Origin of the sequence: Streptomyces albidicamelliae (genome assembly GCF_025642175.1) — a bacterium.
Lineage (GTDB): Bacteria > Actinomycetota > Actinomycetes > Streptomycetales > Streptomycetaceae > Streptomyces > Streptomyces albidocamelliae.
The window spans coordinates 4,136,270-4,155,901 of record NZ_CP106795.1; the positions used below are offsets into that span (position 1 = coordinate 4,136,270).

The window sequence follows — 19,632 nt, forward strand, 5'->3', positions numbered from 1 at the left end:
ACGCGAACCGTGGAGGGGTCATGGGGCAGGGGCGGGGCTGGGAGGGCGCGGTACTCAAACTGCTGCGCGCCAAGGACTTCGTGCTCACGGTCACGGAGGCGGAGGACGTCACCGCGGACTACCGGCGGCTGCTGCTGAGCGACGGTGGGCTGCTCGCCGCGACCGGGGTGCACCCGACGATGTGGGTGCGGCTGTGGTTCACCGCCGACGGCCGGCCGCACCAGCGGGCCTACACCCTGGTCGACCCGGACCCGGCGGCCGGCACCTTCGCCCTGGAGTTCGCCCTGCACGAGGGCGTCGCCTCCGACTGGGCACGGGCGGCACGGCCCGGCGACACCATCGAGGCCACCGTGCAGGGCACCGGCTTCCAGCGGCCCGACCCCGCGCCCTCGCACCTCGTCGCGATCGGCGACCCGGCCTCCCTGCCCGCCGTCAACTCCCTGCTCGGCGCGCTGGGTTCGGCACCGGCGACGCTCTGGTTCGAGGGCGGCCTGGACGGTCTCCCCTCCCACGCCGACCCGCACCGCCACGAGATACGCGAGGTCCCGCGCCGGGACGCGGGCGCCCACCTGGTCGAACGGGTCCGCGCCGAACTGCCCGCCGTACTCGCCGCCACCCCGGACCCGTACGTCTGGATCGCCTGCGACACCGCCACGACCCGCACGCTGGCGTCGTACGTCCGCAGGGAACTGGGCGTCCCGAAGCAGCGGCTGCACGCCCTGGGCTACTGGCGCGCGGACTGACCGGAGCCCCGGCGGACCGGACGACCGGACGACCGGAGCGACGGACAGCCCGGCCCCAGGGGTCGGGCACGCCCGCCGGCCACAAGCCCCGGGCCGACGGCACCGCGAAGGGGTGGACGCCCGGCCGGTCAGGCGCACGGCACCGGACCTGGGGCCCTGGGACGCGCCGAACCGCGGACTGGGAGCGCGCGCCCGGCACGCGGGCACGCACGCGGACCGGGCCCTGACCGACGGCCCTGGGGCACGCCCGCCACGCGGACCGGGAAGCGGCCGCCGTGGGCGTACCGGAGGGCGGCGTGCGTCCGGGCGGGGCCGGGCGCGCGGGCCGGACCGGGGCGGGGGATCATCGACCCATGGACGTCACCGTGCATCTCGCCCAGGATCCCGAGGCCGACGCGCTGCTCGGGCGATCGCCGCTCGCCGCGCTGGTGGGGATGCTGCTCGACCAGCAGGTGCCGATGGAGTGGGCGTTCAAGGGCCCCCGGACCATCGCCGACCGGCTCGGCACCGCGGACCTGGACGCGCACGAGATCGCGGCGATGGACCCCGAGGCCTTCGCCACGCTGCTCTCCGAGAAGCCCGCCGTCCACCGCTACCCCGGCTCGATGGCCAAGCGCGTCCAGCAGCTGTGCCAGTACCTGACCGAGCACTACGACGGCGACCCCGAGGCCGTCTGGCGGGGCGTCGCGAGCGGGGCCGAGCTGCTGAAGCGGCTGGAGGACCTGCCGGGGTTCGGCCGGCAGAAGGCGCAGATCTTCCTCGCGCTGCTCGGCAAGCAGCTCGGGGTCGCGCCCAAGGGCTGGCGGGAGGCCGCGGGCGCGTACGGCGAGGCGAAGTCCTTCCGGTCCGTCGCCGACATCACCGGGCCCGAGTCACTGGCCAAGGTGCGCGCCCACAAGCAGGAGATGAAGGCGGCGGCGAAGGCCGCCAAGGCCGCGGGCGGCTGAGCGGCCGGGTAAGCCGAGTGGCCCGTCCGAGTGGCGGAACGCCGTCACGCGTTCGCAGCATGGACCATGACCGAGGCACCCAACAGCGGCCCCGGATGGGGTCGCGAGTACGACGACCGGCACGTCCACGCGGCCCACCCGCCCGGCGCCCGCCATGAGCCCGAGCCGGCGTTCGAGGGCCCCCTCCACGCCCTGTCGCAGGCCGCCTGGCAGGTCGTCCTGCTGACCGGCATCGTCTCCCTGATCCTCGGGATCCTGGTGCTGATCTGGCCCGGACCCTCCCTGCTAGCGGCCGGTGTCCTCTTCGGCCTCTACCTGCTGATCAGCGGAGTCTTCCAGCTGGCGGCCGCCTTCGGCACACACCGGACGACGTCCCTGCGCGTGCTGGCCTTCGTCAGCGGTGCCCTGTCGATCCTGCTCGGCCTGTTCTGCTTCCGCGGCCCCATGGAGTCGATCCTGCTGCTCGCCCTGTGGATCGGCATCGGCTGGCTCATCCGCGGCATCACCCAGACCCTGGCCGCCGCCCACGACTCCCGGATGCCGGCCCGCGGCTGGCAGATCTTCCTCGGGATCGTCACCTTCCTCGCGGGCGTCGTGCTCATCGTCTCGCCCTTCGAGTCCGTCGCCGTGCTCACCCTCGTCGGCGGCATCTGGCTGATCGCGGTGGGCCTCGTCGAGATCGTCACGGCGTTCCGCATCCGCTCGGTCGCCCGGCAGGTGCCGCAGAACGTGTGACCGGCCGGTCCCACGCCCTCCGCCCGCGTCAACCGGGCGCCCCGCCGGTACGCCGAGCCAGCGAATCCGGCGCACGAGGTGCTGCGCTCCCCCTCCGTACCGGGGAGACACCCGGTGTGAGCAGGACCGCGAACACCCCCGGAGGCCGTGCCCGGCTGCGGGTGCTCGTGCTGCTTCTCGCCCTGTGGGTGCCCGGCGCCCATGTGCAGGCCCTGGCGGCGCCGTCGTTCACCGCGGCCGCCGAGACCGCCGAGCACGAGGTCCTCGACACGGCGCTGCGGCCGCCGGCCCGCGCCGTCCACCGGGCCGACGTGCCCGAACGTCCCGCGCCCCTGCCCGACCCGGCGCCCGCCCGGCCCGCCGCACCCGTGCGCCACCCGGCGCCGGGGACGCCGTACGCCCCGTGCCTGCTGCGCACGGTGGTCCTGCGCTGCTGACAGACCCGCGCCCCCGCACAGGTCAGTCGGCTCGACGCAAGGAGCAGCACCGTCATGCCCATGGATCCCTACGCCGTCCTGCGCGCCCTGCTGCGCGCCGAGGCCAGGCGCACCGCCACGGCCAAGCCGGACCAGCGGCGGCCGGAGGCCCAGCGGCCACGCGAGCAGCGGGACCGCTGAAACCGCGCCCGGCGGGGGCGGGCTACCGCCTCCGCCGGGCCGTGCCGAACAGGGAGCGGGTGATCTCACGGCCGATCTGCGTGCCGACGGAACGGGCCAGGGACTTGAACATCCCGCTGCCCACCACCTGCTCGACCAGCGACGGCTCCTCCTTCGGGGCCTTCGGAGCTTTCGCAGGTGCGGGCGTGGACGCCGCGGCCTCGGCCGGCGCCGGCCGTGCGCTCAGCCGCTCGAACGCCGACTCCCGGTCCACAGCCTGTGCATAACGGCCGTGGAGCGAGGACGCGCGGACCGCCCGGTCCAGTTCGTCGGTGTCCACCGGTCCCATCAGGGACTCCGGGGCGCGCAGCCGGGTGGCGGCGACCGGGGTGGGGGCGCCGTTCTCGCTGAGGACCGTCACCACGGCCTCGCCGGTGCCCAGACCGGTGAGCAGCTCCTCCAGGTCGTACGCCGACCTGGGGAAGGTCTGCACGGTGGCCTTCAGCGCCTTCTGGTCATCGGGCGTGAAGGCGCGCAGGGCGTGCTGGACGCGGTTGCCGAGCTGGCCGAGGACGTCGGCGGGCACGTCCTTCGGGGTCTGGGTGACGAAGAAGACGCCGACGCCCTTGGAACGGATCAGCCGCACGGTCTGGGTGATCGAGTCCAGGAACGCCCTGGAGGCGTCGTCGAACAGCAGATGCGCCTCGTCGAAGAAGAAGACCAGCCGCGGTCTGTCGGTGTCGCCGATCTCGGGCAGGTCGTGGAAGAGGTCGGCCAGCAGCCACATCAGGAACGTCGAGAACAGCTGCGGCCTGTCCTGCACGGCCGCGAGTTCGAGGACGGAGACGACACCCCGGCCGTCCTCGGCCGTACGCAGGAAGCCGGCCGTGTCGAACTCCGGCTCACCGAAGAAGTCCGCCATGCCCTGCGTCTCGAACGCGGTCAGGGAACGCAGGATCACCCCGGCCGTCGCCTTCGACAGACCGCCGATGTCCTTCAGCTCGGCCCGGCCCTCGTCGGAGGTGAGGAAGGCGACGACCGCCCGCAGGTCCTTGAGGTCGACCAGCTCCAGGCCCTTGGTGTCGGCGTAGTGGAAGATCAGGCCGAGGGACTGCTCCTGGGTCTGGTTGAGGCGCAGCACCTTGGCCAGCAGCACCGGGCCGAAGCTGGTGACCGTGGCGCGCACCGGGATGCCGTGACCGAGGCCGCCGAGCGCGAGGAACTCCGCCGGGAAGGCGGCCGGGGCCCACTCCTGGCCGACCTCGCCGGACCGCTTGTGGACCCGGTCGCCGTCCTGCCCCGGCCGCGCGATGCCGGACAGGTCCCCCTTGATGTCCGCGAGGAACACCGGCACGCCCTGCGCCGACAGCTGCTCCGCGATCAGCTGGAGGGTCTTGGTCTTGCCGGTGCCGGTGGCGCCCGCGACCAGACCGTGCCGGTTGAGCATGGGCAGCGGGATGCGGACCGGCGCGCCGGGGTGGCACCGCCCGTCCCACAACAGGGCGCCCAGGTCGAGGGCGGGGCCGGTGAACGCGTAGCCGGAGGCGATCTTCCGCGCCTCCTCGGGGAGGGCGTCGGCCCCCTCGGGGGCGGCGGGCGGAGCGGTCTCGCTGTCACTCATCGCAGGCCCCAGTTCCCGGTAGTAGCCCGTTTGGCCGTTTTGCGGCACCTTTTCAAGCGTCGCACTCCGCCGCCATGGCTGCGCCCGGAACGTCTTGACCGGTAGGCTTTCCGTGTGATCTTCAAGCGCATCGGAAACGGCCGGCCGTACCCCGACCACGGCCGGGAAAGCACCCGGCAGTGGGCGGACGTCGCGCCGCGCCCGGTCCGCCTCGATCAGCTCGTGACCACCAAGCAGCAGCTCGACCTGGAGACACTGCTGGCGGAGGACTCGACGTTCTACGGCGACCTCTTCGCGCACGTCGTCAAGTGGCAGGGCGACCTGTACCTGGAGGACGGCCTGCACCGCGCGGTCCGTGCGGCCCTCCAGCAACGCCAGGTGCTGCACGCGCGCGTGCTCGAACTCGACTGACGCGGCGCGACACGGCCGTTGGCCCTTTCGGGTTCCGCTGAGCGGCATCGACTGATCATCTAATAGGCATCGCCGCTCGGGCGCACTACGCTGCGCCCATGAGCATGCTGACGCCCCCCGGCATGGGCGGCAAGTACCGGATCACGGGGGACAAATACCCTCGGATGCGCCCTCCCCGGCGCCGGGCCAGGCTCGTGGCCGCCGTGGTGGCGTCCGTCGCGGTGCTCGGCCTGGTCGGCTGGGGCACCCTGCAGCTCATCGACGTCTTCACCGGCGGCGGCAAGAAGGCCGCGGCGTCCGGTGCGAAGACGGAGTGCCGGACCAAGGCCGCCGCGGAGGCCCGGGTGAAGGACGTGCCCGCCCCGGGCGCGATCACCGTGAACGTCTACAACGCCACCACCCGCGGCGGGCTCGCCAAGAAGACCGCGGACGAGCTGAAGAAGCGCGGCTTCAAGATCGGTGACGTGGGCAACGCGGCGAAGGAGTTCGACAAGAAGATCAAGGGCACGGGGATGCTCCTCGGCCCCATCACCGCGCAGAGCACCTCGCTGCCGGTGCTCGCCACGCAGCTCGCCGACGCCGAGCGCCGCACGGACGCGGGGCGCAAGGGTGCCGTCCTCGACCTGATCATCGGGGACGCGTTCAAGGGGCTGGCCAAGCCGGCGGCGGCGCAGCAGGCGCTGACGGCGCTGACCGCTCCCGCGGCTTCGGCGGATCGGCCGAAGAAGGCCTGCTGAGCCCTGCGGGGCTTGGACGGGGAGCCGCGCGCCGTTTCATCGAGTGCCGGTCCGTCGGGCTGGGCGCGCAGTTCCCCGCGGCTCCCTGCGGGGCCCCTGGCCGGGGGAGCCGTCTTCACTTGAGTGCCGGCCCGTTGTGGCTGTTCGCGCAGTTCCCCGCGCCCCTTACGAGGCGCCCCTGGGCGTCGTACTTCCGCCGCCGGTCCGTCGTGGCTGTTCGCGCAGTTCCCCGCGCCCCTGACGGGGCGCCCTGGGCGTCGTTCTTTTGATACGGGACGGGACACGCGCCCCTTGCGGGGCGCCGGTCGTTACTCGGCTGCGCCGTACAGGCGGTCGCCTGCGTCGCCGAGGCCCGGGATGATGTAGCCGTGCTCGTTGAGGTGGTCGTCCACCGCCGCCGTCACGACCGTCACCGGGGTGCCCGCCAGCTCGCGCTCCATGACCTCGACGCCCTCGGGGGCGGCGAGCAGGACCACGGCCGTCACGTCGTCGGCACCGCGCTTGATCAGCTCCCGGATCGCCGCGACCAGCGTGCCGCCGGTGGCCAGCATCGGGTCAAGGACGTACACCTGGCGGCCGGAGAGGTCCTCGGGCATGCGCGTCGCGTACGTGGAGGCCTCCAGGGTCTCCTCGTTGCGGATCATGCCCAGGAAGCCCACCTCGGCCGTCGGCAGCAGCCGCACCATGCCGTCCAGCATGCCGAGACCGGCCCGCAGGATCGGCACGACCAGCGGACGCGGCCGGGCGAGCTTGACCCCGGTGGTCCTGGCCACGGGGGTCTCGATGTCGACCGCCTCGGTGCGCACGTCCCGCGTGGCCTCGTAGGCGAGCAGGGTGACGAGTTCGTCGGCCAGCCTGCGGAAGGTGGGAGAGTCCGTGCGCTGGTCGCGCAGCGTGGTGAGCTTGTGGGCGACCAGGGGGTGGTCGACGACGTGGAGACGCATGCCCATAACGGTACCTGCGCCCCGCGCTCCATCGTGCTGGCGTCAAACCGCCCGTAAGGGGGAAAGTGGGAGGGACGGACTGGGGTGGTGTGACGTGCCTGATCTGCCTGATCTTCCCGAGGACGCGCCCGGGAACACCACGGACTCGGCCGCGCCCGCGACACCCGGCGCCCGGGTCCGCGATCGCACGGCACCCGAGACGGACGCCGAGCGCCGGCGCCGGCGCGCCCAGTTCCTCCGTGATCTCGCCGAGGCCCGTGAGCTGCGCGCCCGGGTCCAGCCGCGACGCGCCAAGGCCGCGCGCCTGCGCCACGCGATGCGCATGCGGACGTTCCGCTGGTAGGGAGGAAAGCCGTGAGCTGGACCCGGTAAGGGAGTTGGCGCCGCGGAAGATCCCGGCCCGCGCCGACGTTTCCGAGGCGGGGCGTGCGTGAGCGCTTCGCAAAGCCGCGTACGATCCGCAGGTGGCGGCAACGAGCGCGCTGCTGAGTCGATGACCGATCCACGATCGAAACAGCCAGACACAGGGAGCCGAAGACGTCCCCTGAACGCCTTGTTTCTGCCACGATTCCGAGTGGGTGGGGCTCGGAGCCCAGGCTCTCTCCACCCACGTACCTCCGCCGGGGGGACCCCCAACCGGCACGCCTATGACCAGTGGGAGAGTCACGGTGTACTTCGCCGCACTGCTCGCGCGCACCGAAGACGGGTGGGAAGCGAGCGACACAGAGCTCGACGATGTGGAGACCCTGTCGGATCTGGCCGACCTGGCCCGGGAAGCCTCTCCCGACGAGGACACGGTGCTCGTCCTGATCGAGCAGGAGGACGCCTGGTTCGGCGTCGTCCGCGTGGACGGCGAGGACGACCCTCGCATCTACGTCTCGGACGCCGCCGCCGCCCAGCGCAGCGCGTACGGTGAGCTGCTGCTCACCGACGAACTGCTGGGCCGGGAGCCCGGCGCCGACGACGGCCCGGACCTGGACGCCCTGGACCTCGACGGCACCGAGGACGGCGAGTCCGAGGAGAACGACGACGACGAGGAGGAGGAGGGCGGCGGCGGCGACGCGGTGCCGCACAGCCCCGTGGGCGACAGCCAGATCCTCGACGATCTCGGGATCGGCGAGAAGGAGCTGCGCATCCTGGACGCCGAGGACGCGCTGAGCACCATCGCCGAGGCGCTGGGCGCCTCGGAGGTGCTGGAGACCGTCCGCTGACCGGCCGGGACGCCCACGTCACGACCGGCCCACCGGACCCCGTGCGCGACCCCTGGCACCCCGCGATGCGACTCGCCCTGGACGAGGCCGAACGGGCCGTCCGGGGCGGGGACGTGCCCGTGGGCGCCGTTCTGCTGTCCCCGGACGGCGGGACGGTGCTGGGTGCCGGGCACAACGAGCGCGAGGCCACCGGCGATCCCACGGCCCACGCGGAGGTCCTCGCGATCCGGCGGGCCGCCGCCCGGCTCGGGGAGTGGCGGCTGACCGGTTGCACGCTGGTGGTCACCCTGGAGCCGTGCACGATGTGCGCGGGCGCGCTCGTCCAGTCCCGGGTGGACCGGGTCGTCTACGGCGCCCGGGACGAGAAGGCGGGCGCGGCCGGCTCCCTGTGGGACGTGATCCGCGACCGTCGGCTCAATCACCGGCCGGAGGTCGTCGAAGGCGTTCTCGCGGCCGACTGCTCCCGGCTCCTCACCGAGTTTTTCCGGGACCGCTGAATACCGATTTCTGACCACGCCCCACCGTGCTGTAGGGTCTCCCTCGGTAGCGTGTCCGAGCGGCCGAAGGAGCTCGCCTCGAAAGCGAGTGTGGCGCAAGTCACCGAGGGTTCAAATCCCTCCGCTACCGCTGGAAAAAGGGCCCCGTCGCGAGACGGGGCCCTTTCCGCGTTCCGGGCGGACAAGAAGCCCGGGACGGCGGGCGGTTGGCCCCCGGAAAAGGCGTGAAGGTTACACTCGCCGCCGGCAGCAGGGCCTACGGGACAGAGGGACAGGGGAGGCCGCGGTGGCGGTGAACGCCAAGAAGATCGCCGTGTACGTGCTCGTGGTCTTCGCGCTGTACTTGATCATCACGGACCCGGCCAAGGCGGCCGACTACGTCCAGATAGGCTTCGAGGGTATTTCGGACGCGGCGAAGGCCATCGGCGACTTCATGACGTGGGTCGCCAACGGAGGAAAGAGCTGAGGTAATCCCCATGATCCGCCACCTGGTCCTCTTCAGGCTCAACGAGGGCGTCGAGCGCGACGATCCGCGGGTCGTCGCGGGCGTGGAGGCCTTCCGGGCCCTCGGCGGGCAGATCGAGGAGCTGCGCTTCTGGGAGTGCGGCTGGAACATCAGCGACCGGCCGATCGCCTACGACTTCGCGATCAACTCGGCCGTCGAGGACCCGGACGCCCTCAAGCGGTACCTGGAGCACCCGGCCCACCAGGCGGGCGTCGCGCTGTGGCGCGAGTTCGCCACGTGGGTGATGGCCGACTACGAATTCTGACCTCTTCCAAGCAGCAGCCCCCCGCCGTACCGGCGGGGGGCTTTCGCGTGTCCAGCCCCTCAACTTGTCGGAGTTTACCCACAACACGGCGTTATGCGGTGCTTGCACACAGTGCACATGTCTTGTGATGCTATGACCGCTTTTGACGGATGATTGACCGATGAAGAGGTGGCGTTGACCGTGTCGGCCAGTACTGCGCCGCCCCAGGAGGAGGCGCCCGCTGAGGCGCCTCCGGCTCCCGAGAAGCGCCGTGGCGCCGACACCCGTGCCCTCACCCAGGTGCTCTTCGGCGAGCTGAAGGAACTGGAGCCGGGCACGCCGGAGCACGACCGGGTACGGGGGGCGCTGATCGAGGCGAACCTCCCGCTCGTGCGCTACGCGGCCGCCCGCTTCCGCTCCCGCAACGAGCCGATGGAGGACGTCGTCCAGGTCGGCACCATCGGCCTGATCAACGCCATCGACCGCTTCGACCCGGACCGGGGCGTGCAGTTCCCGACCTTCGCCATGCCGACCGTCGTCGGCGAGATCAAGCGGTACTTCCGCGACAACGTCCGCACCGTCCACGTCCCGCGCCGGCTGCACGAGCTGTGGGTACAGGTCAACAGCGCCACCGAGGACCTCACCACGGCCTTCGGGCGCTCGCCGTCGACCGCCGAGATCGCCGAGCGGCTCCGCATCAGCGAGGAGGAGGTGCTGTCCTGCATCGAGGCGGGACGCTCGTACCACGCCACCTCCCTGGAGGCCGCGCAGGAGGGTGACGGACTGCCCGGACTGCTGGACCGCATCGGCTACGAGGACCCCGCCCTGGACGGCGTGGAGCACCGCGATCTGGTCCGGCATCTCCTGGTCCAACTCCCCGAACGGGAACAGCGCATCCTTCTGCTGCGCTACTACAGCAATCTCACCCAGTCGCAGATCAGCGCGGAACTCGGCGTCTCCCAGATGCACGTCTCGCGGTTGCTCGCCCGCAGCTTCCAGCGCCTCCGCTCGGCGAATCGCATCGACGCATAGGCCGCGGAGTCCGTCGCCGTCGGACCGATGCACGGCGGGTGTTCGGCCGGTGCATGGCGGGGCGCACGGGAGCACGGCCCGAACAGCACTGCATCGCAAACCCGAGCGAGTGGTAACCGGCACGAGCGAATCGCTCACCAGGGCTGTTGCCGACAGTTGTGTCCCGAAAAGCCGTCAGACCCCTTCTTTCCAGGGCCGATTCGTCACTCAGGTGTCGACATGTCACTACAGCGCGTTGCCGACATGTGACATTCTGCGGGAAGAGCGTTTGCCGGGGCTCCGGCTCCGGTATTCAGGTGAAGGCTGCGTTGCTCGAAAGGCAGCACCGCCGCGACCGTCCCGCGACCCAAAGGGGGTGGCATGTCCGCAGACAAGGGCAGCTCGAAGGTGCTTACGCCGACGACGAGTGAGGCAGCGCCCAAGGAGCTCGACACTCTCGACGTCCTCGACGGCCTCGGAGGCGTACCGGCTCTCGACGCCGCGCCGGCCACGGCCGTTCCCTCCGCCGCTCCCGAGGAGACCGCCCCGGCCCTGCCGGCCTCGGGGGACATCGACACCCGCACCCTGTCCCGCTCCCTGTTCCTGCGGCTCGCCGCCCTGGACGAGGACAGCCCGGAACGGGCCTACGTCCGGGACACCCTGATCGAGCTGAACCTGCCGCTGGTCCGCTACGCGGCCGCGCGCTTCCGCTCCCGCAACGAGCCGATGGAGGACATCGTCCAGGTCGGCACCATCGGCCTGATCAAGGCGATCGACCGCTTCGACTGCGAACGGGGCGTGGAGTTCCCGACGTTCGCGATGCCGACGGTGGTCGGCGAGATCAAGCGCTTCTTCCGCGACACCTCGTGGTCGGTGCGGGTCCCGCGCCGGCTCCAGGAGCTGCGCCTCGCCCTCACCAAGGCGAGCGACGAGCTGTCGCAGAAGCTGGACCGGTCCCCGACGGTGACCGAGCTGGCCGCGGTGCTCGGCGTCTCCGAGGAGGACGTGGTCGACGGCCTCGCGGTCGGCAACGCCTACACCGCCTCCTCCCTGGACTCCCCGGCCCCCGAGGACGACGGCGGCGAGGGCTCCCTGGCCGACCGGCTCGGCTACGAGGACACCGCGCTGGAGGGCGTGGAGTACCGCGAGTCCCTCAAGCCGCTGCTGGCCAAGCTGCCGCCCCGGGAGCGCCGGATCATCATGCTGCGCTTCTTCGCCAACATGACCCAGTCGCAGATCGGCGAGGAGGTCGGCATCTCCCAGATGCACGTCTCCCGGCTCCTCACCCGGACCCTGTCCCAGCTGCGCGAAGGACTGATCTCCGACTGAGGGTTCTGTTCTGACGGTCCGTCAGCCACACTGGCTCGATGCTGCGAGCGACAGGGTCGGGCAGGGCCACGGACAGGGCGTGTCCGAGAGGGAACCGTGGCCGCCGGGGCGCCGTTACGGCGGCTTCGGCGGCCGCCCTCTGTCTGGGCGGGGTCCTGGCCTCGTGCGCGGGCGGCGGTCCGGGCGGCGGCTATGCCGCGGTCGGCGCGGGCGACGGCACCGGTCCGGGCACCGGCACCCCGACCGGGTCGGTGACGCTGGTCCCCCTCGACGGGGAGAACGGCGAGGGCACGGGCGGCCGGCAGGGCGACGGGAGGGACGAGGGCGGCAAGGGCGCCGGGGACGGCAGGGTCCCGCGCACGGCCGGTTCGGGTCCGGCAGGCGACCGGGGCACGACGGGTGGCCCCCAGGAGCCCGCCCGGGACGGCACACCGGGGTCCGGAAGCGACGCCGACGCCTCACACCCGGCCGACGACACCGGCCGGACCGGTCACACGGGCGACGGGACCGGCCGGGCGACACCGGCACCCGGCCCGACGACTCACGCCCCGGACCCGTCCCCGAGCCGTACCTCCGCCCCGCGGCCGTCCCCGGCCGACCTCTCCTGGGGCGACCCCGCGACGGCGGACGCGGACCAGCGCTGGTGCCAGAAGGTGACCGTCGGCTTCCACAACTCTGGCGGCACGGCGGTGCGTTCCGGCTCGGTGACGTTCGGGACGCACATCATCGGCGGACTCGGCATCGACTGGGGGACGGTCGAGTCGACCGAGGACCTGCCGGCGCCGATCGGGCCGGGGGCGCGCACGGACCACACCTGGACGGTGTGCGTCGACGCCTGGCGCGTGCCGCTCGGCATGCACATCGAGACGCGGGACGTCACCGTCCGGTGGCGGTAGCGACCGCGGGTCCTACTTGAACGCCAGCCAGGCGACGCCCGCCACCACGACGAGCGCCACCACGATGCCGATGATCAGGCCGACGCGGGGGCCCGAGGGAGCCGCCTGCTGCTGCCGGCCCTGGGGAGTCTCGTCGACGAACGCGCGGAACATCTGGGTGCTGCCGGCGGGGTCGTAATTGCCCTGAGGGCCCTGGGTGTTAGCCATGGCCCGAGACACTAGCGAATTCGGCTGAGCGACCCAAGTGCGGGGCCACCGGGACAGAGGGGGGCACCCCACCCGCCATCACCTGCATATTTACACTCGCAATACTTGCCTTTGCCAAGTTTTTGCGCCGCCCCATCCCCACTTGTTTGCCTGCAGCAACCAAACACGTCTATGGTTGCCCCAAGCAACGAATACGGGAGGTGTGATGGCCGAGCCGGCGCAGTTCGAAGAGCTGGCGCGTCAGCTCAGCGCCGTCGGAGCCGTGAAGAGGGACATGGGGCGGATCCTGCCGCCCGACTGCCCGACCGGCTCGGCCGCCGTGCTGACCCTGCTCGGCCGCCATGGCGACATGCGCATGAGCAAGCTCGCGGAGCTGCTCGCGGTGGACATGTCGGTCACCAGCCGGCATGTGGCGCACGTCGCCGCACGCGGCTGGATCGAGCGGCACCCGGACCCCGCGGACAAGCGCTCGCGCATCCTGCACCTGACGCCCGAGGGCGTCGAGCAGCTGGACGAGCTGTCCCGGCGGACCACGCACCTGCTCGCCGAACGGCTGGCGGACTGGACCGACGAGGAGGTCGGCCAGCTGATCCGGCTGATGACGCGCCTGCGCGCGTCCTTCGGCGACTGCCGGTCCGTCCCGCTGCGGCACACGTCCGCCACGGCCCCCGCATTCGAAGAGACCACCCGTACACCCGCAAGCACGTAAGAGAAGGAAGCCCATGGCAACGACCACACCAGCCGGTGTGCGGGCCCACGCCAAGCACGGGGGAGGCTCGGGTCACGCCCCGATGACCCACCGGCAGATCATGGAGGCACTGTCCGGGCTGCTGCTCGGCATGTTCGTGGCGATCCTGTCGTCCACGATCGTCTCCAACGCGCTGCCGCACATCATCGGAGACCTCGGCGGCGGCCAGTCCGCCTACACCTGGGTCGTCACCGCCGCCCTGCTCTCGATGACCGCGGCCACTCCCCTGTGGGGCAAGCTCGCCGACCTGTACAGCAAGAAGGCTCTCGTCCAGATAGCCCTCGTCATCTACGTGGTCGCCTCGATGGCGGCCGGCCTGTCCCAGAACCCCGGCATGCTGATCGCCTGCCGTGTGGTGCAGGGCATCGGCGTGGGCGGTCTGTCGGCCCTCGCCCAGATCGTCATGGCGGCGATGATCTCCCCGCGTGAGCGCGGCCGTTACTCCGGCTACCTGGGCGCCACGTTCGCCGTCGCCACCGTCGGCGGCCCGCTGCTCGGCGGTGTCATCACCGACACCTCCTGGCTGGGCTGGCGCTGGTGCTTCTACGTCGGTGTCCCCTTCGCGGTCATCGCGCTGATCGTCCTGCAGAAGACCCTGCACCTGCCCGTGGTCAAGCGCGAGGTCAAGGTCGACTGGGCCGGCGCGACCTTCATCTCCGCCGCCGTCTCCCTGCTCCTCGTCTGGGTCACCTTCGCCGGTGACAAGTACGACTGGGTGTCCTGGCAGACGTACGCGATGGTCGGCGGTTCGGTCGTGCTCGGCGCGATCTTCGTCCTCATCGAGGCGAAGGCCAGCGAGCCGATCATCCCGCTGCGCCTGTTCCGCAACCGCACCATCACGCTGGCCTCGCTGGCCTCGCTGTTCGTCGGTGTCGCGATGTTCACCGGCACGGTGTTCTTCAGCCAGTACTTCCAGCTGGCCCGCGACAAGTCCCCGACGATGTCCGGCGTCCTGACCATCCCGATGATCGGCGGTCTGTTCGTCTCCTCCACCGTCTCGGGTCAGTTCATCACCCGCACCGGCCGCTGGAAGGCCTGGCTGGTCAGCGGTGGCGTGCTGGTGACGGCCGGTCTGGCGCTGCTCGGCGGCATCCGGTACGACACGGACTACTGGAAGATGGCCATCTTCATGGCCCTGCTGGGTCTCGGCATCGGCATGATGATGCAGAACCTGGTCCTCGCCACGCAGAACCAGGTGGCGCCGTCCGACCTCGGCGCGGCCAGCTCCACGGTGACCTTCTTCCGCTCCCTCGGCGGTGCGGTCGGCGTCTCCGCCCTCGGCGCGGTGATGTCCCGCCGGATCACGCACTACGTCCAGGACGGCGTCTCCGCGCTGAGCCCCAAGTACCAGAAGGCCCTGGCCGGCGGTTCGGGCTCCACGGACAGCATCCCGGACATGGACGCGCTGCCGAAGCCCATCCGGACGCTGCTGGAGAGCGCCTACGGCCACGGCATCGCCGACGTCTTCCTGATCGCGGCCGCCCTCGCCGCGCTCGCCTTCCTGATCACGCTGTTCATCAAGGAGGTCCCGCTGCGGACCCTGGGCGGGCTCGCCCAGGCCGCCGACGGCGAGGCCCCCGTGGTGGCCGACCCGGCCGCCGCTCCGGTCGTCGCCGAGGCCCAGGCCACCGAGCGGATCCCGGTCGCCGTGGCCGCAGCCCCGCTGTCCGAGGGCACCGACGGCACGGCCGTCGCCACGGCCACCCGGCAGCTGTCGGCCGTCGCCACGGCCGCCGAGCCCGGCGGTGCCGGCGGCACCCCGGTGCACGGCTTCGTCCGCGGCGCCGAGAGCGCCCCGGTCCCGCAGGCCGCGGTCACGCTGATCTCGCTGTCCGGCCGGCAGCTGGGCCGCTCGGTCGCCCAGGCCGACGGTTCCTACGCGGTGCCCGCCCCGGGCACGGGCAGCTACGTCCTGATCGCCTCCGCCGACGGCTACCAGCCGCAGGCCTCCACCATCGTGGTGGGCGAGGAGCCGCTGGCGTACGACATCCTGCTCAGCGGCACCAGCGGGCTGACCGGTGTGGTCCGGGCCGCGGGCAGCGCGCTGCCGGTCAAGGACGCCATGGTGATCGTCACCGACGTGCGCGGTGACCTGCTGGCCACCGCCGCCACCGGGGAACAGGGCGAGTTCGCCCTCACCGACCTGGTGCCCGGCACGATGACCGTCGCCGTCAACGCGAGCGGCTTCCGCCCGCGTGCGCTGCCGGTCGAGGTCGGCGCCACCGGCGTCACCCGGATCGAGGTGGACCTGGACGCCGGTGCCCGGCTGCAGGGTGTCGTGCGGGCCCCGCACGGTCCGCTGGCCGACGCGCGGGTGACCCTGGTCGACCAGGCGGGCAACGTGGTCGGCACGGCCACCACCGGTTCCGACGGTGCGTACGCCTTCACCGACCTCAACGGCGGCGAGTACACGGTCATCGCGACGGGCTACCCGCCGGTGGCCACGGCCCTGACCGTCGCCGGCCCCGGAGTCGACGGCCACGACATCGAACTCGCCCACCCCGGCGAGTAGTTCGGCCACGGCCCGTGGCACGCGCCGCTCCTGAAAGCTGCGGCGTGTGCCACGGGCCGATTTCATACGACCATTTTGTAATGCTTTGCAGGGAGAAAACGGGATGGGACTGACCGCGAAGATCCGTACGCGGGACGGGTGGGCCGTGTCGCACGGGGTCGTCACGGTGACCGACATGACCGGCACGCAGGTGCTGCGGGCCGAGACGGACGCCGAGGGCGCCGTACGGGACACGACCGAGCTGGCACCGGGGGCGTACACCGTGATCGTGACGGCCGTCGGCTACGCGCCCGCCGCGTCCAGTGCGATCGTCACCGCGAGCGGCCGGGCCGAGGTCGGCACGGTCACGCTGGCCCGGCAGGGCGGCACGGAACTGCCGCCGCCCGGCCCCTGGACGATCGACCCGGTGCACTCCTCCGTCGCCGCGGTCGCCCAGCACCTGGGGATCTCCAGCGTGCACGGCCGGTTCACCGAGTTCGGCGGCACCATCGAGATCGCGCCGGACGACGTCACCAGGTCCCGGGTGGCGGCGGTGATCCGCGCGGCCTCGGTCGACACGGGCAACGGCATGCGCGACACGCACCTGAGGTCCGCGGACTTCCTCGACGTGGAGCGGCACCCGGAGATCACCTACCGCTCGACCGGCGTGACCGCGGCCGGCCCGGACCGCTGGACCGTGCACGGCGAGCTGTCCATGCACGGCGTGGTCCGCCCGGTCGACCTGGACCTGGCCTACCTCGGCACCGGCGCCGACCCGTGGGGCGGCACCCGGGCCGCCTTCCGCGCCACGGCCGAACTGCGCCGCGAGGACTTCGCGATGAACTACAACCAGGTCCTCCAGGCCGGCATCGCCGCCATCGGCACCACGCTGCGGATCGAGCTGGACATCCAGGCGGTCCAGGGCGAGTTCCTGCCCACCGCCTAGTTCTCGCTCGACCCCACGATGCGGCGGGCCAGGTCGCGCAGCTTGACGTTCTCCCGCTGGGAGGCACGGACCAGGCTCTCGAAGGCCGCCGCCGCGTCGATGTCGAGGCGTTCCATCAGGATGCCCGTGGCCTGTCCGATCAGGTCCCGGGTGTGCATGGCCTCCGTCAACTGCTCGCGGACCGTAGCCGAGTTCAGGGCGAGGCTCACATGGGTGGTGAACAGCCGGCCGAGGCGGGCGGTCCGCTCGTCGAAGGCGTGCGGCTCGCGGGCGTAGGCGGTCAGCACGGTCATCCGGCGCTTGTCGGCCCGCAGCCGCATGGAGAGCACCGAGCGCAGTCCCGGCCGGTCACCGTCCGGGCCGCCGCTGTCGGCCATGCGCACCACCGGCGAGGTCCACAGCCGCTCCCAGTACGGCGGGTCCGGGTGGCCCGCGTCCCGCACGACGTCGTCGGACCAGGCGACCGTGCGCAGGGTGTCCCCGCGCTCGATCTCGAAGACCCCGGCGTGCTCGGCGCCGGGCAGCAGGTGCACCGCGAGCCGGACCGCGGTGGTCAGGGTGGCGTCGGGAGTGGTCGTCCCGTGCAGCTCATGGGCCGCCGCGGTGAGCGCTTCGGCCAGCTCGAGGCCGACCGGAAATCCGGTCAGATCGGAAAAGTCGGACGCAGCCACCACGAACCTCTCGAATGACACGGCCGTACGGCCGTGCGCAGGAGAGCTCCGCAGCACATTCCCGACTGCGAGCACAGGACATCAGCACTTTAGCTGCTCCATTGCGGTGAAGTGACCTTCGCCCGACGCGGTGGTGCGGGAGATCCACCGACGCGGTGAACCTGTGCCCAGCAGGGTCGGGCCGAACCCGCGGCGCTGCCCCTAGGCTGCGCCCATGGCACCGAACATCGCGACGAACACCCGTGTATCGCTGGACGAGCTGCTGGACTTCGTACGCCCCCGCCACCGGGCCCTCCTGATCACCCGTCGGGCCGACGGGGGCCCGCAGGCCTCCCCGTTGACCTGCGGCGTCGACGACTCGGGCCGGATCGTGGTCTCGACCTACCCCGAGCGCGCCAAGACCCGTAACGCCAAGCGGGACTCGCGGGTTGCCCTGGTCGTCCTCAGCGACGAGTGGAACGGCCCCTGGGTTCAGGTCGACGGCACCGCCGAGGTCATCGACGCCCCGGACTCGGTGGAGCCGCTGGTCGAGTACTACCGCAACATCGCCGGCGAGCACCCCGACTGGGACGAGTACCGGCGGGCGATGCTCAAGCAGGGCAAGTCGATCATCCGGGTGACCCCCGACCGCTGGGGCCCCATCGCCACGGGCGGCTTCCCGGCACGCCTGACGGGAGACGACGCGTAGCCGGCTGGTTCGGCTTCCGGCGCGGAATCCCGGCGCGGTCCGATGGCGGGCGACGGGCAGTCGGCCGAGGGCGGCCGGCGGGCCGGGCCCCGGCCGGTGGGCTCAGGCGGTCGGCCGCCCGGACGGCGAGGCGGAGGAGGGCTGACGACCGGCCCCGGCCCCGGCCGCCCGGTCGGGCTCATGTGGCTACACGGGCCGGCGCCCGGTCCGGGTGATCGCCACTGCCGCGCCCTGTCCTGGGACGGGCGGCTCGCAGGCCACGGGCCGGTCGGCGCAGGCGGTCGGCCGCCCGGACGGCGAGGCGGAGGAGGGCCGACGACCGGCCCCGGCCCCCGGTCGGGCACACGTGGCTACACGGGCCGGCGCCCGGTCCAGGTGATCGCCACTGCCGCGCCCTGTCCTGGGACGGGCGGCTCGCAGGCCACGGGCCGGTCGGCGCAGGCAGTCGGCCGCGGGCGGCCGGCAGGCACCGAGCCGGTGGACGCGGGCAGTCGGCCGCGGGCGGCATCCCGGCGCGACCGGCGACGGACCGGTGACGGCGCCCCGCCCACCGGGCGTCCGGCTCAGCGGCGCGCCGCAACGCCGGCGTGGCCCCAGGGGTGACGGGCAGTCGGCCGTGAGCGCCTTCGCGACTCGGGCGGTGGCGGACGGCGGTGCGGCCGGTGGACGGCGGCGTGGTCAGCCGCGGGCGACCATCGCCTCGATGCCCGCGATCAGGAGGTCCAGGGCGAAGGTGAAGTCGCGTTCCAGCATCTCGGCGACGGTGTCGCCGCCGCGGGCCGCCATGAGGTCCGCGGACTCCTTGACGACCGCGGCGGTCCCCGGGACCTCGGACACGGCGGTCATGGCCTGCCGGAAGTACTCGTCGGGGGTCAGCCCGGTGTCCGCGATCCGGGCGGAGAAGTGGCTCTCGATCGTGCCGTAGCCGTAGACGAACTGGAAGACGGCCGCGATCGCCCCCGTCACGCCGTGCGCGGGCAGCCCGGTCCGGCGGACGACCCGCTGGATCACGTGGGCGAACGCGAGCGACCGCGGACCGATGTTGAGGTAACGCCCGGCCAGCGGGGACAGCCAGGGGTGGCGGACCAGCAACCCCCGGTAGGCGGTGGCCAGCTCCCGCAGCTGCTGCCGCCAGTCCTGCTCCGTGTCCTCGGGGTCGGGCAGCCGCAGCTCGCCGTAGGTCGCGTCCAGGGCCAGTTCGAGCAGGTCGTCCTTGGTGTCGACGTACCAGTACAGGGACATCGCGGTGACGTTCAGCTCGGCGGCCAGGCGGCGCATGGAGAACTTGGCCAGCCCCTCGGCGTCCAGCAGCCGTACGGACGCCTCGGTGATCCGCTCCCGGTCCAGTCCCGAGGGCTGCCCGCTGCGCCCGCCCCGGCGGGTCCCGCCCTCCAGCCAGACACTGGCCCGCGCCGACCGACCTGCTGCTTTCGCCACCGGCGCACCTTCCTCGA

24 protein-coding genes and 1 tRNA gene are annotated in these 19,632 nt (G+C 72.3%); 20 read left to right on the forward strand and 5 right to left on the reverse strand.

The genetic code is table 11. The features are described 5' to 3' along the window. Positions 1-20: 20 nt before the first annotated feature. From N8I86_RS19060 to N8I86_RS19080, 5 genes are all read left to right on the forward strand, one after another. Positions 21-743, forward strand: a complete 723-nt coding sequence (locus N8I86_RS19060) for a siderophore-interacting protein (protein ID WP_263278292.1) — start codon at positions 21-23, stop codon at positions 741-743. 353 nt (positions 744-1,096) lie between these two features. Next, positions 1,097-1,690 carry an HhH-GPD-type base excision DNA repair protein gene (locus N8I86_RS19065; RefSeq protein WP_263278293.1) on the forward strand — a complete coding sequence of 198 codons (594 nt, stop codon included), beginning with the start codon at positions 1,097-1,099 and terminating at the stop codon, positions 1,688-1,690. Between the two features lie 66 nt (positions 1,691-1,756). Next, the gene (locus N8I86_RS19070) at positions 1,757-2,425 is read left to right on the forward strand and encodes an HdeD family acid-resistance protein (RefSeq protein ID WP_073887052.1); all 669 of its coding nucleotides are present in this window, start codon (positions 1,757-1,759) and stop codon (positions 2,423-2,425) included. A gap of 116 nt (positions 2,426-2,541) precedes the next feature. Next, entirely contained in the window at positions 2,542-2,862 is a 321-nt protein-coding gene (locus N8I86_RS19075) for a hypothetical protein (protein ID WP_241840704.1), read from the forward strand. A 54-nt stretch (positions 2,863-2,916) separates the two neighbouring features. Further along, a complete protein-coding gene (locus tag N8I86_RS19080) occupies positions 2,917-3,042 on the forward strand; it encodes a hypothetical protein (protein WP_263278294.1) in 126 nt (41 codons plus the stop codon). A 22-nt stretch (positions 3,043-3,064) separates the two neighbouring features. On the opposite strand, the gene N8I86_RS19085 is transcribed toward N8I86_RS19080, so the two are convergent. After that, positions 3,065-4,642, reverse strand: a complete 1,578-nt coding sequence (locus N8I86_RS19085; RefSeq protein WP_263278295.1) for a DUF853 domain-containing protein — start codon at positions 4,640-4,642, stop codon at positions 3,065-3,067. A 114-nt stretch (positions 4,643-4,756) separates the two neighbouring features. Between N8I86_RS19085 and N8I86_RS19090 the strand changes: the two genes are divergently transcribed. Together N8I86_RS19090 and N8I86_RS19095 are read left to right on the forward strand one after the other, a co-directional pair. Continuing rightward, positions 4,757-5,053, forward strand: coding sequence for a type II toxin-antitoxin system VapB family antitoxin (locus N8I86_RS19090; protein WP_004943146.1), 297 nt, complete (start codon positions 4,757-4,759; stop codon positions 5,051-5,053). 98 nt (positions 5,054-5,151) lie between these two features. Beyond that, entirely contained in the window at positions 5,152-5,790 is a 639-nt protein-coding gene (locus tag N8I86_RS19095; RefSeq protein WP_263278296.1) for a LytR C-terminal domain-containing protein, read from the forward strand. A 308-nt stretch (positions 5,791-6,098) separates the two neighbouring features. On the opposite strand, the gene upp is transcribed toward N8I86_RS19095, so the two are convergent. Continuing rightward, positions 6,099-6,734 (reverse strand): uracil phosphoribosyltransferase, encoded by a 636-nt coding sequence (gene upp / locus N8I86_RS19100; protein ID WP_073890207.1) that lies wholly within the window; start codon positions 6,732-6,734, stop codon positions 6,099-6,101. 94 nt (positions 6,735-6,828) lie between these two features. On the opposite strand from upp, the gene N8I86_RS19105 reads away from it, so the two are divergent. The 9 genes from N8I86_RS19105 to N8I86_RS19145 all read left to right on the forward strand — a co-directional run bounded on the left by N8I86_RS19105 (position 6,829) and on the right by N8I86_RS19145 (position 12,427). Next, positions 6,829-7,077 carry a hypothetical protein gene (locus N8I86_RS19105; RefSeq protein WP_073887055.1) on the forward strand — a complete coding sequence of 83 codons (249 nt, stop codon included), beginning with the start codon at positions 6,829-6,831 and terminating at the stop codon, positions 7,075-7,077. A gap of 325 nt (positions 7,078-7,402) precedes the next feature. Then, positions 7,403-7,945: a tRNA adenosine deaminase-associated protein gene (locus tag N8I86_RS19110; RefSeq protein WP_073887056.1), complete on the forward strand. Its 543-nt coding sequence runs from the start codon at positions 7,403-7,405 to the stop codon at positions 7,943-7,945. 65 nt (positions 7,946-8,010) lie between these two features. Beyond that, the gene (gene tadA / locus N8I86_RS19115) at positions 8,011-8,442 is read left to right on the forward strand and encodes a tRNA adenosine(34) deaminase TadA (RefSeq protein ID WP_241840762.1); all 432 of its coding nucleotides are present in this window, start codon (positions 8,011-8,013) and stop codon (positions 8,440-8,442) included. A 45-nt stretch (positions 8,443-8,487) separates the two neighbouring features. Further along, positions 8,488-8,572: transfer RNA gene (locus N8I86_RS19120), tRNA-Ser, on the forward strand. A 156-nt stretch (positions 8,573-8,728) separates the two neighbouring features. After that, complete coding sequence (locus N8I86_RS19125) at positions 8,729-8,908, forward strand: hypothetical protein (protein WP_073887058.1); 180 nt, start codon at positions 8,729-8,731, stop codon at positions 8,906-8,908. A gap of 10 nt (positions 8,909-8,918) precedes the next feature. After that, positions 8,919-9,212, forward strand: coding sequence for a Dabb family protein (locus N8I86_RS19130; protein ID WP_073887059.1), 294 nt, complete (start codon positions 8,919-8,921; stop codon positions 9,210-9,212). Between the two features lie 174 nt (positions 9,213-9,386). Then, positions 9,387-10,223, forward strand: coding sequence for an RNA polymerase sigma factor SigF (locus N8I86_RS19135; RefSeq protein ID WP_093696842.1), 837 nt, complete (start codon positions 9,387-9,389; stop codon positions 10,221-10,223). 360 nt (positions 10,224-10,583) lie between these two features. After that, positions 10,584-11,531, forward strand: a complete 948-nt coding sequence (locus N8I86_RS19140; RefSeq protein ID WP_073887061.1) for an RNA polymerase sigma factor SigF — start codon at positions 10,584-10,586, stop codon at positions 11,529-11,531. A 38-nt stretch (positions 11,532-11,569) separates the two neighbouring features. After that, the gene (locus N8I86_RS19145; protein WP_263278297.1) at positions 11,570-12,427 is read left to right on the forward strand and encodes an ICP22 family protein; all 858 of its coding nucleotides are present in this window, start codon (positions 11,570-11,572) and stop codon (positions 12,425-12,427) included. A gap of 12 nt (positions 12,428-12,439) precedes the next feature. Here N8I86_RS19145 and N8I86_RS19150 read toward each other — a convergent pair whose 3' ends face one another. Continuing rightward, a complete protein-coding gene (locus tag N8I86_RS19150; RefSeq protein ID WP_073890208.1) occupies positions 12,440-12,634 on the reverse strand; it encodes a hypothetical protein in 195 nt (64 codons plus the stop codon). A 205-nt stretch (positions 12,635-12,839) separates the two neighbouring features. Here N8I86_RS19150 and N8I86_RS19155 point away from each other — a divergent pair, with 205 nt between their 5' ends. The 3 genes from N8I86_RS19155 (at position 12,840) to N8I86_RS19165 (ending at position 16,819) form a co-directional block, all read left to right on the forward strand. Then, positions 12,840-13,343, forward strand: coding sequence for a MarR family winged helix-turn-helix transcriptional regulator (locus N8I86_RS19155; RefSeq protein ID WP_073887063.1), 504 nt, complete (start codon positions 12,840-12,842; stop codon positions 13,341-13,343). Positions 13,344-13,356: 13 nt separating this feature from the next. After that, positions 13,357-15,894, forward strand: a complete 2,538-nt coding sequence (locus N8I86_RS19160; protein WP_263278298.1) for an MFS transporter — start codon at positions 13,357-13,359, stop codon at positions 15,892-15,894. 103 nt (positions 15,895-15,997) lie between these two features. After that, entirely contained in the window at positions 15,998-16,819 is an 822-nt protein-coding gene (locus tag N8I86_RS19165; RefSeq protein WP_263278299.1) for a YceI family protein, read from the forward strand. Here N8I86_RS19165 and N8I86_RS19170 read toward each other — a convergent pair. Beyond that, positions 16,816-17,511: a GAF and ANTAR domain-containing protein gene (locus tag N8I86_RS19170; protein ID WP_260148149.1), complete on the reverse strand. Its 696-nt coding sequence runs from the start codon at positions 17,509-17,511 to the stop codon at positions 16,816-16,818. The two genes, N8I86_RS19165 and N8I86_RS19170, sit on opposite strands and share 4 nt — an antisense overlap. A gap of 193 nt (positions 17,512-17,704) precedes the next feature. Here N8I86_RS19170 and N8I86_RS19175 point away from each other — a divergent pair, with 193 nt between their 5' ends. After that, positions 17,705-18,178 carry a PPOX class F420-dependent oxidoreductase gene (locus N8I86_RS19175; protein ID WP_073887065.1) on the forward strand — a complete coding sequence of 158 codons (474 nt, stop codon included), beginning with the start codon at positions 17,705-17,707 and terminating at the stop codon, positions 18,176-18,178. Between the two features lie 678 nt (positions 18,179-18,856). Here the strand turns inward: N8I86_RS19175 and N8I86_RS19180 are convergent. Beyond that, positions 18,857-19,615 (reverse strand): TetR/AcrR family transcriptional regulator, encoded by a 759-nt coding sequence (locus N8I86_RS19180; protein WP_123437405.1) that lies wholly within the window; start codon positions 19,613-19,615, stop codon positions 18,857-18,859. Between the last annotated feature and the right edge of the window lie 17 nt (positions 19,616-19,632).

Excerpts from the sequence above, each read along its gene's own strand:
- N8I86_RS19060 (WP_263278292.1), top strand. The coding sequence starts at position 21 with ATGGGGCAGGGGCGGGGCTGGGAGGGCGCGGTACTCAAACTGCTGCGC.
- N8I86_RS19065 (WP_263278293.1), top strand. The coding sequence starts at position 1,097 with ATGGACGTCACCGTGCATCTCGCCCAGGATCCCGAGGCCGACGCGCTG.
- N8I86_RS19070 (WP_073887052.1), top strand. The coding sequence starts at position 1,757 with ATGACCGAGGCACCCAACAGCGGCCCCGGATGGGGTCGCGAGTACGAC.
- N8I86_RS19080 (WP_263278294.1), top strand. The coding sequence starts at position 2,917 with ATGCCCATGGATCCCTACGCCGTCCTGCGCGCCCTGCTGCGCGCCGAG.
- N8I86_RS19085 (WP_263278295.1), bottom strand. The coding sequence starts at position 4,642 with ATGAGTGACAGCGAGACCGCTCCGCCCGCCGCCCCCGAGGGGGCCGAC.
- N8I86_RS19095 (WP_263278296.1), top strand. The coding sequence starts at position 5,152 with ATGAGCATGCTGACGCCCCCCGGCATGGGCGGCAAGTACCGGATCACG.
- upp (WP_073890207.1), bottom strand. The coding sequence starts at position 6,734 with ATGCGTCTCCACGTCGTCGACCACCCCCTGGTCGCCCACAAGCTCACC.
- tadA (WP_241840762.1), top strand. The coding sequence starts at position 8,011 with ATGCGACTCGCCCTGGACGAGGCCGAACGGGCCGTCCGGGGCGGGGAC.
- N8I86_RS19130 (WP_073887059.1), top strand. The coding sequence starts at position 8,919 with ATGATCCGCCACCTGGTCCTCTTCAGGCTCAACGAGGGCGTCGAGCGC.
- N8I86_RS19140 (WP_073887061.1), top strand. The coding sequence starts at position 10,584 with ATGTCCGCAGACAAGGGCAGCTCGAAGGTGCTTACGCCGACGACGAGT.
- N8I86_RS19145 (WP_263278297.1), top strand. The coding sequence starts at position 11,570 with ATGCTGCGAGCGACAGGGTCGGGCAGGGCCACGGACAGGGCGTGTCCG.
- N8I86_RS19150 (WP_073890208.1), bottom strand. The coding sequence starts at position 12,634 with ATGGCTAACACCCAGGGCCCTCAGGGCAATTACGACCCCGCCGGCAGC.
- N8I86_RS19155 (WP_073887063.1), top strand. The coding sequence starts at position 12,840 with ATGGCCGAGCCGGCGCAGTTCGAAGAGCTGGCGCGTCAGCTCAGCGCC.
- N8I86_RS19160 (WP_263278298.1), top strand. The coding sequence starts at position 13,357 with ATGGCAACGACCACACCAGCCGGTGTGCGGGCCCACGCCAAGCACGGG.
- N8I86_RS19165 (WP_263278299.1), top strand. The coding sequence starts at position 15,998 with ATGGGACTGACCGCGAAGATCCGTACGCGGGACGGGTGGGCCGTGTCG.
- N8I86_RS19175 (WP_073887065.1), top strand. The coding sequence starts at position 17,705 with ATGGCACCGAACATCGCGACGAACACCCGTGTATCGCTGGACGAGCTG.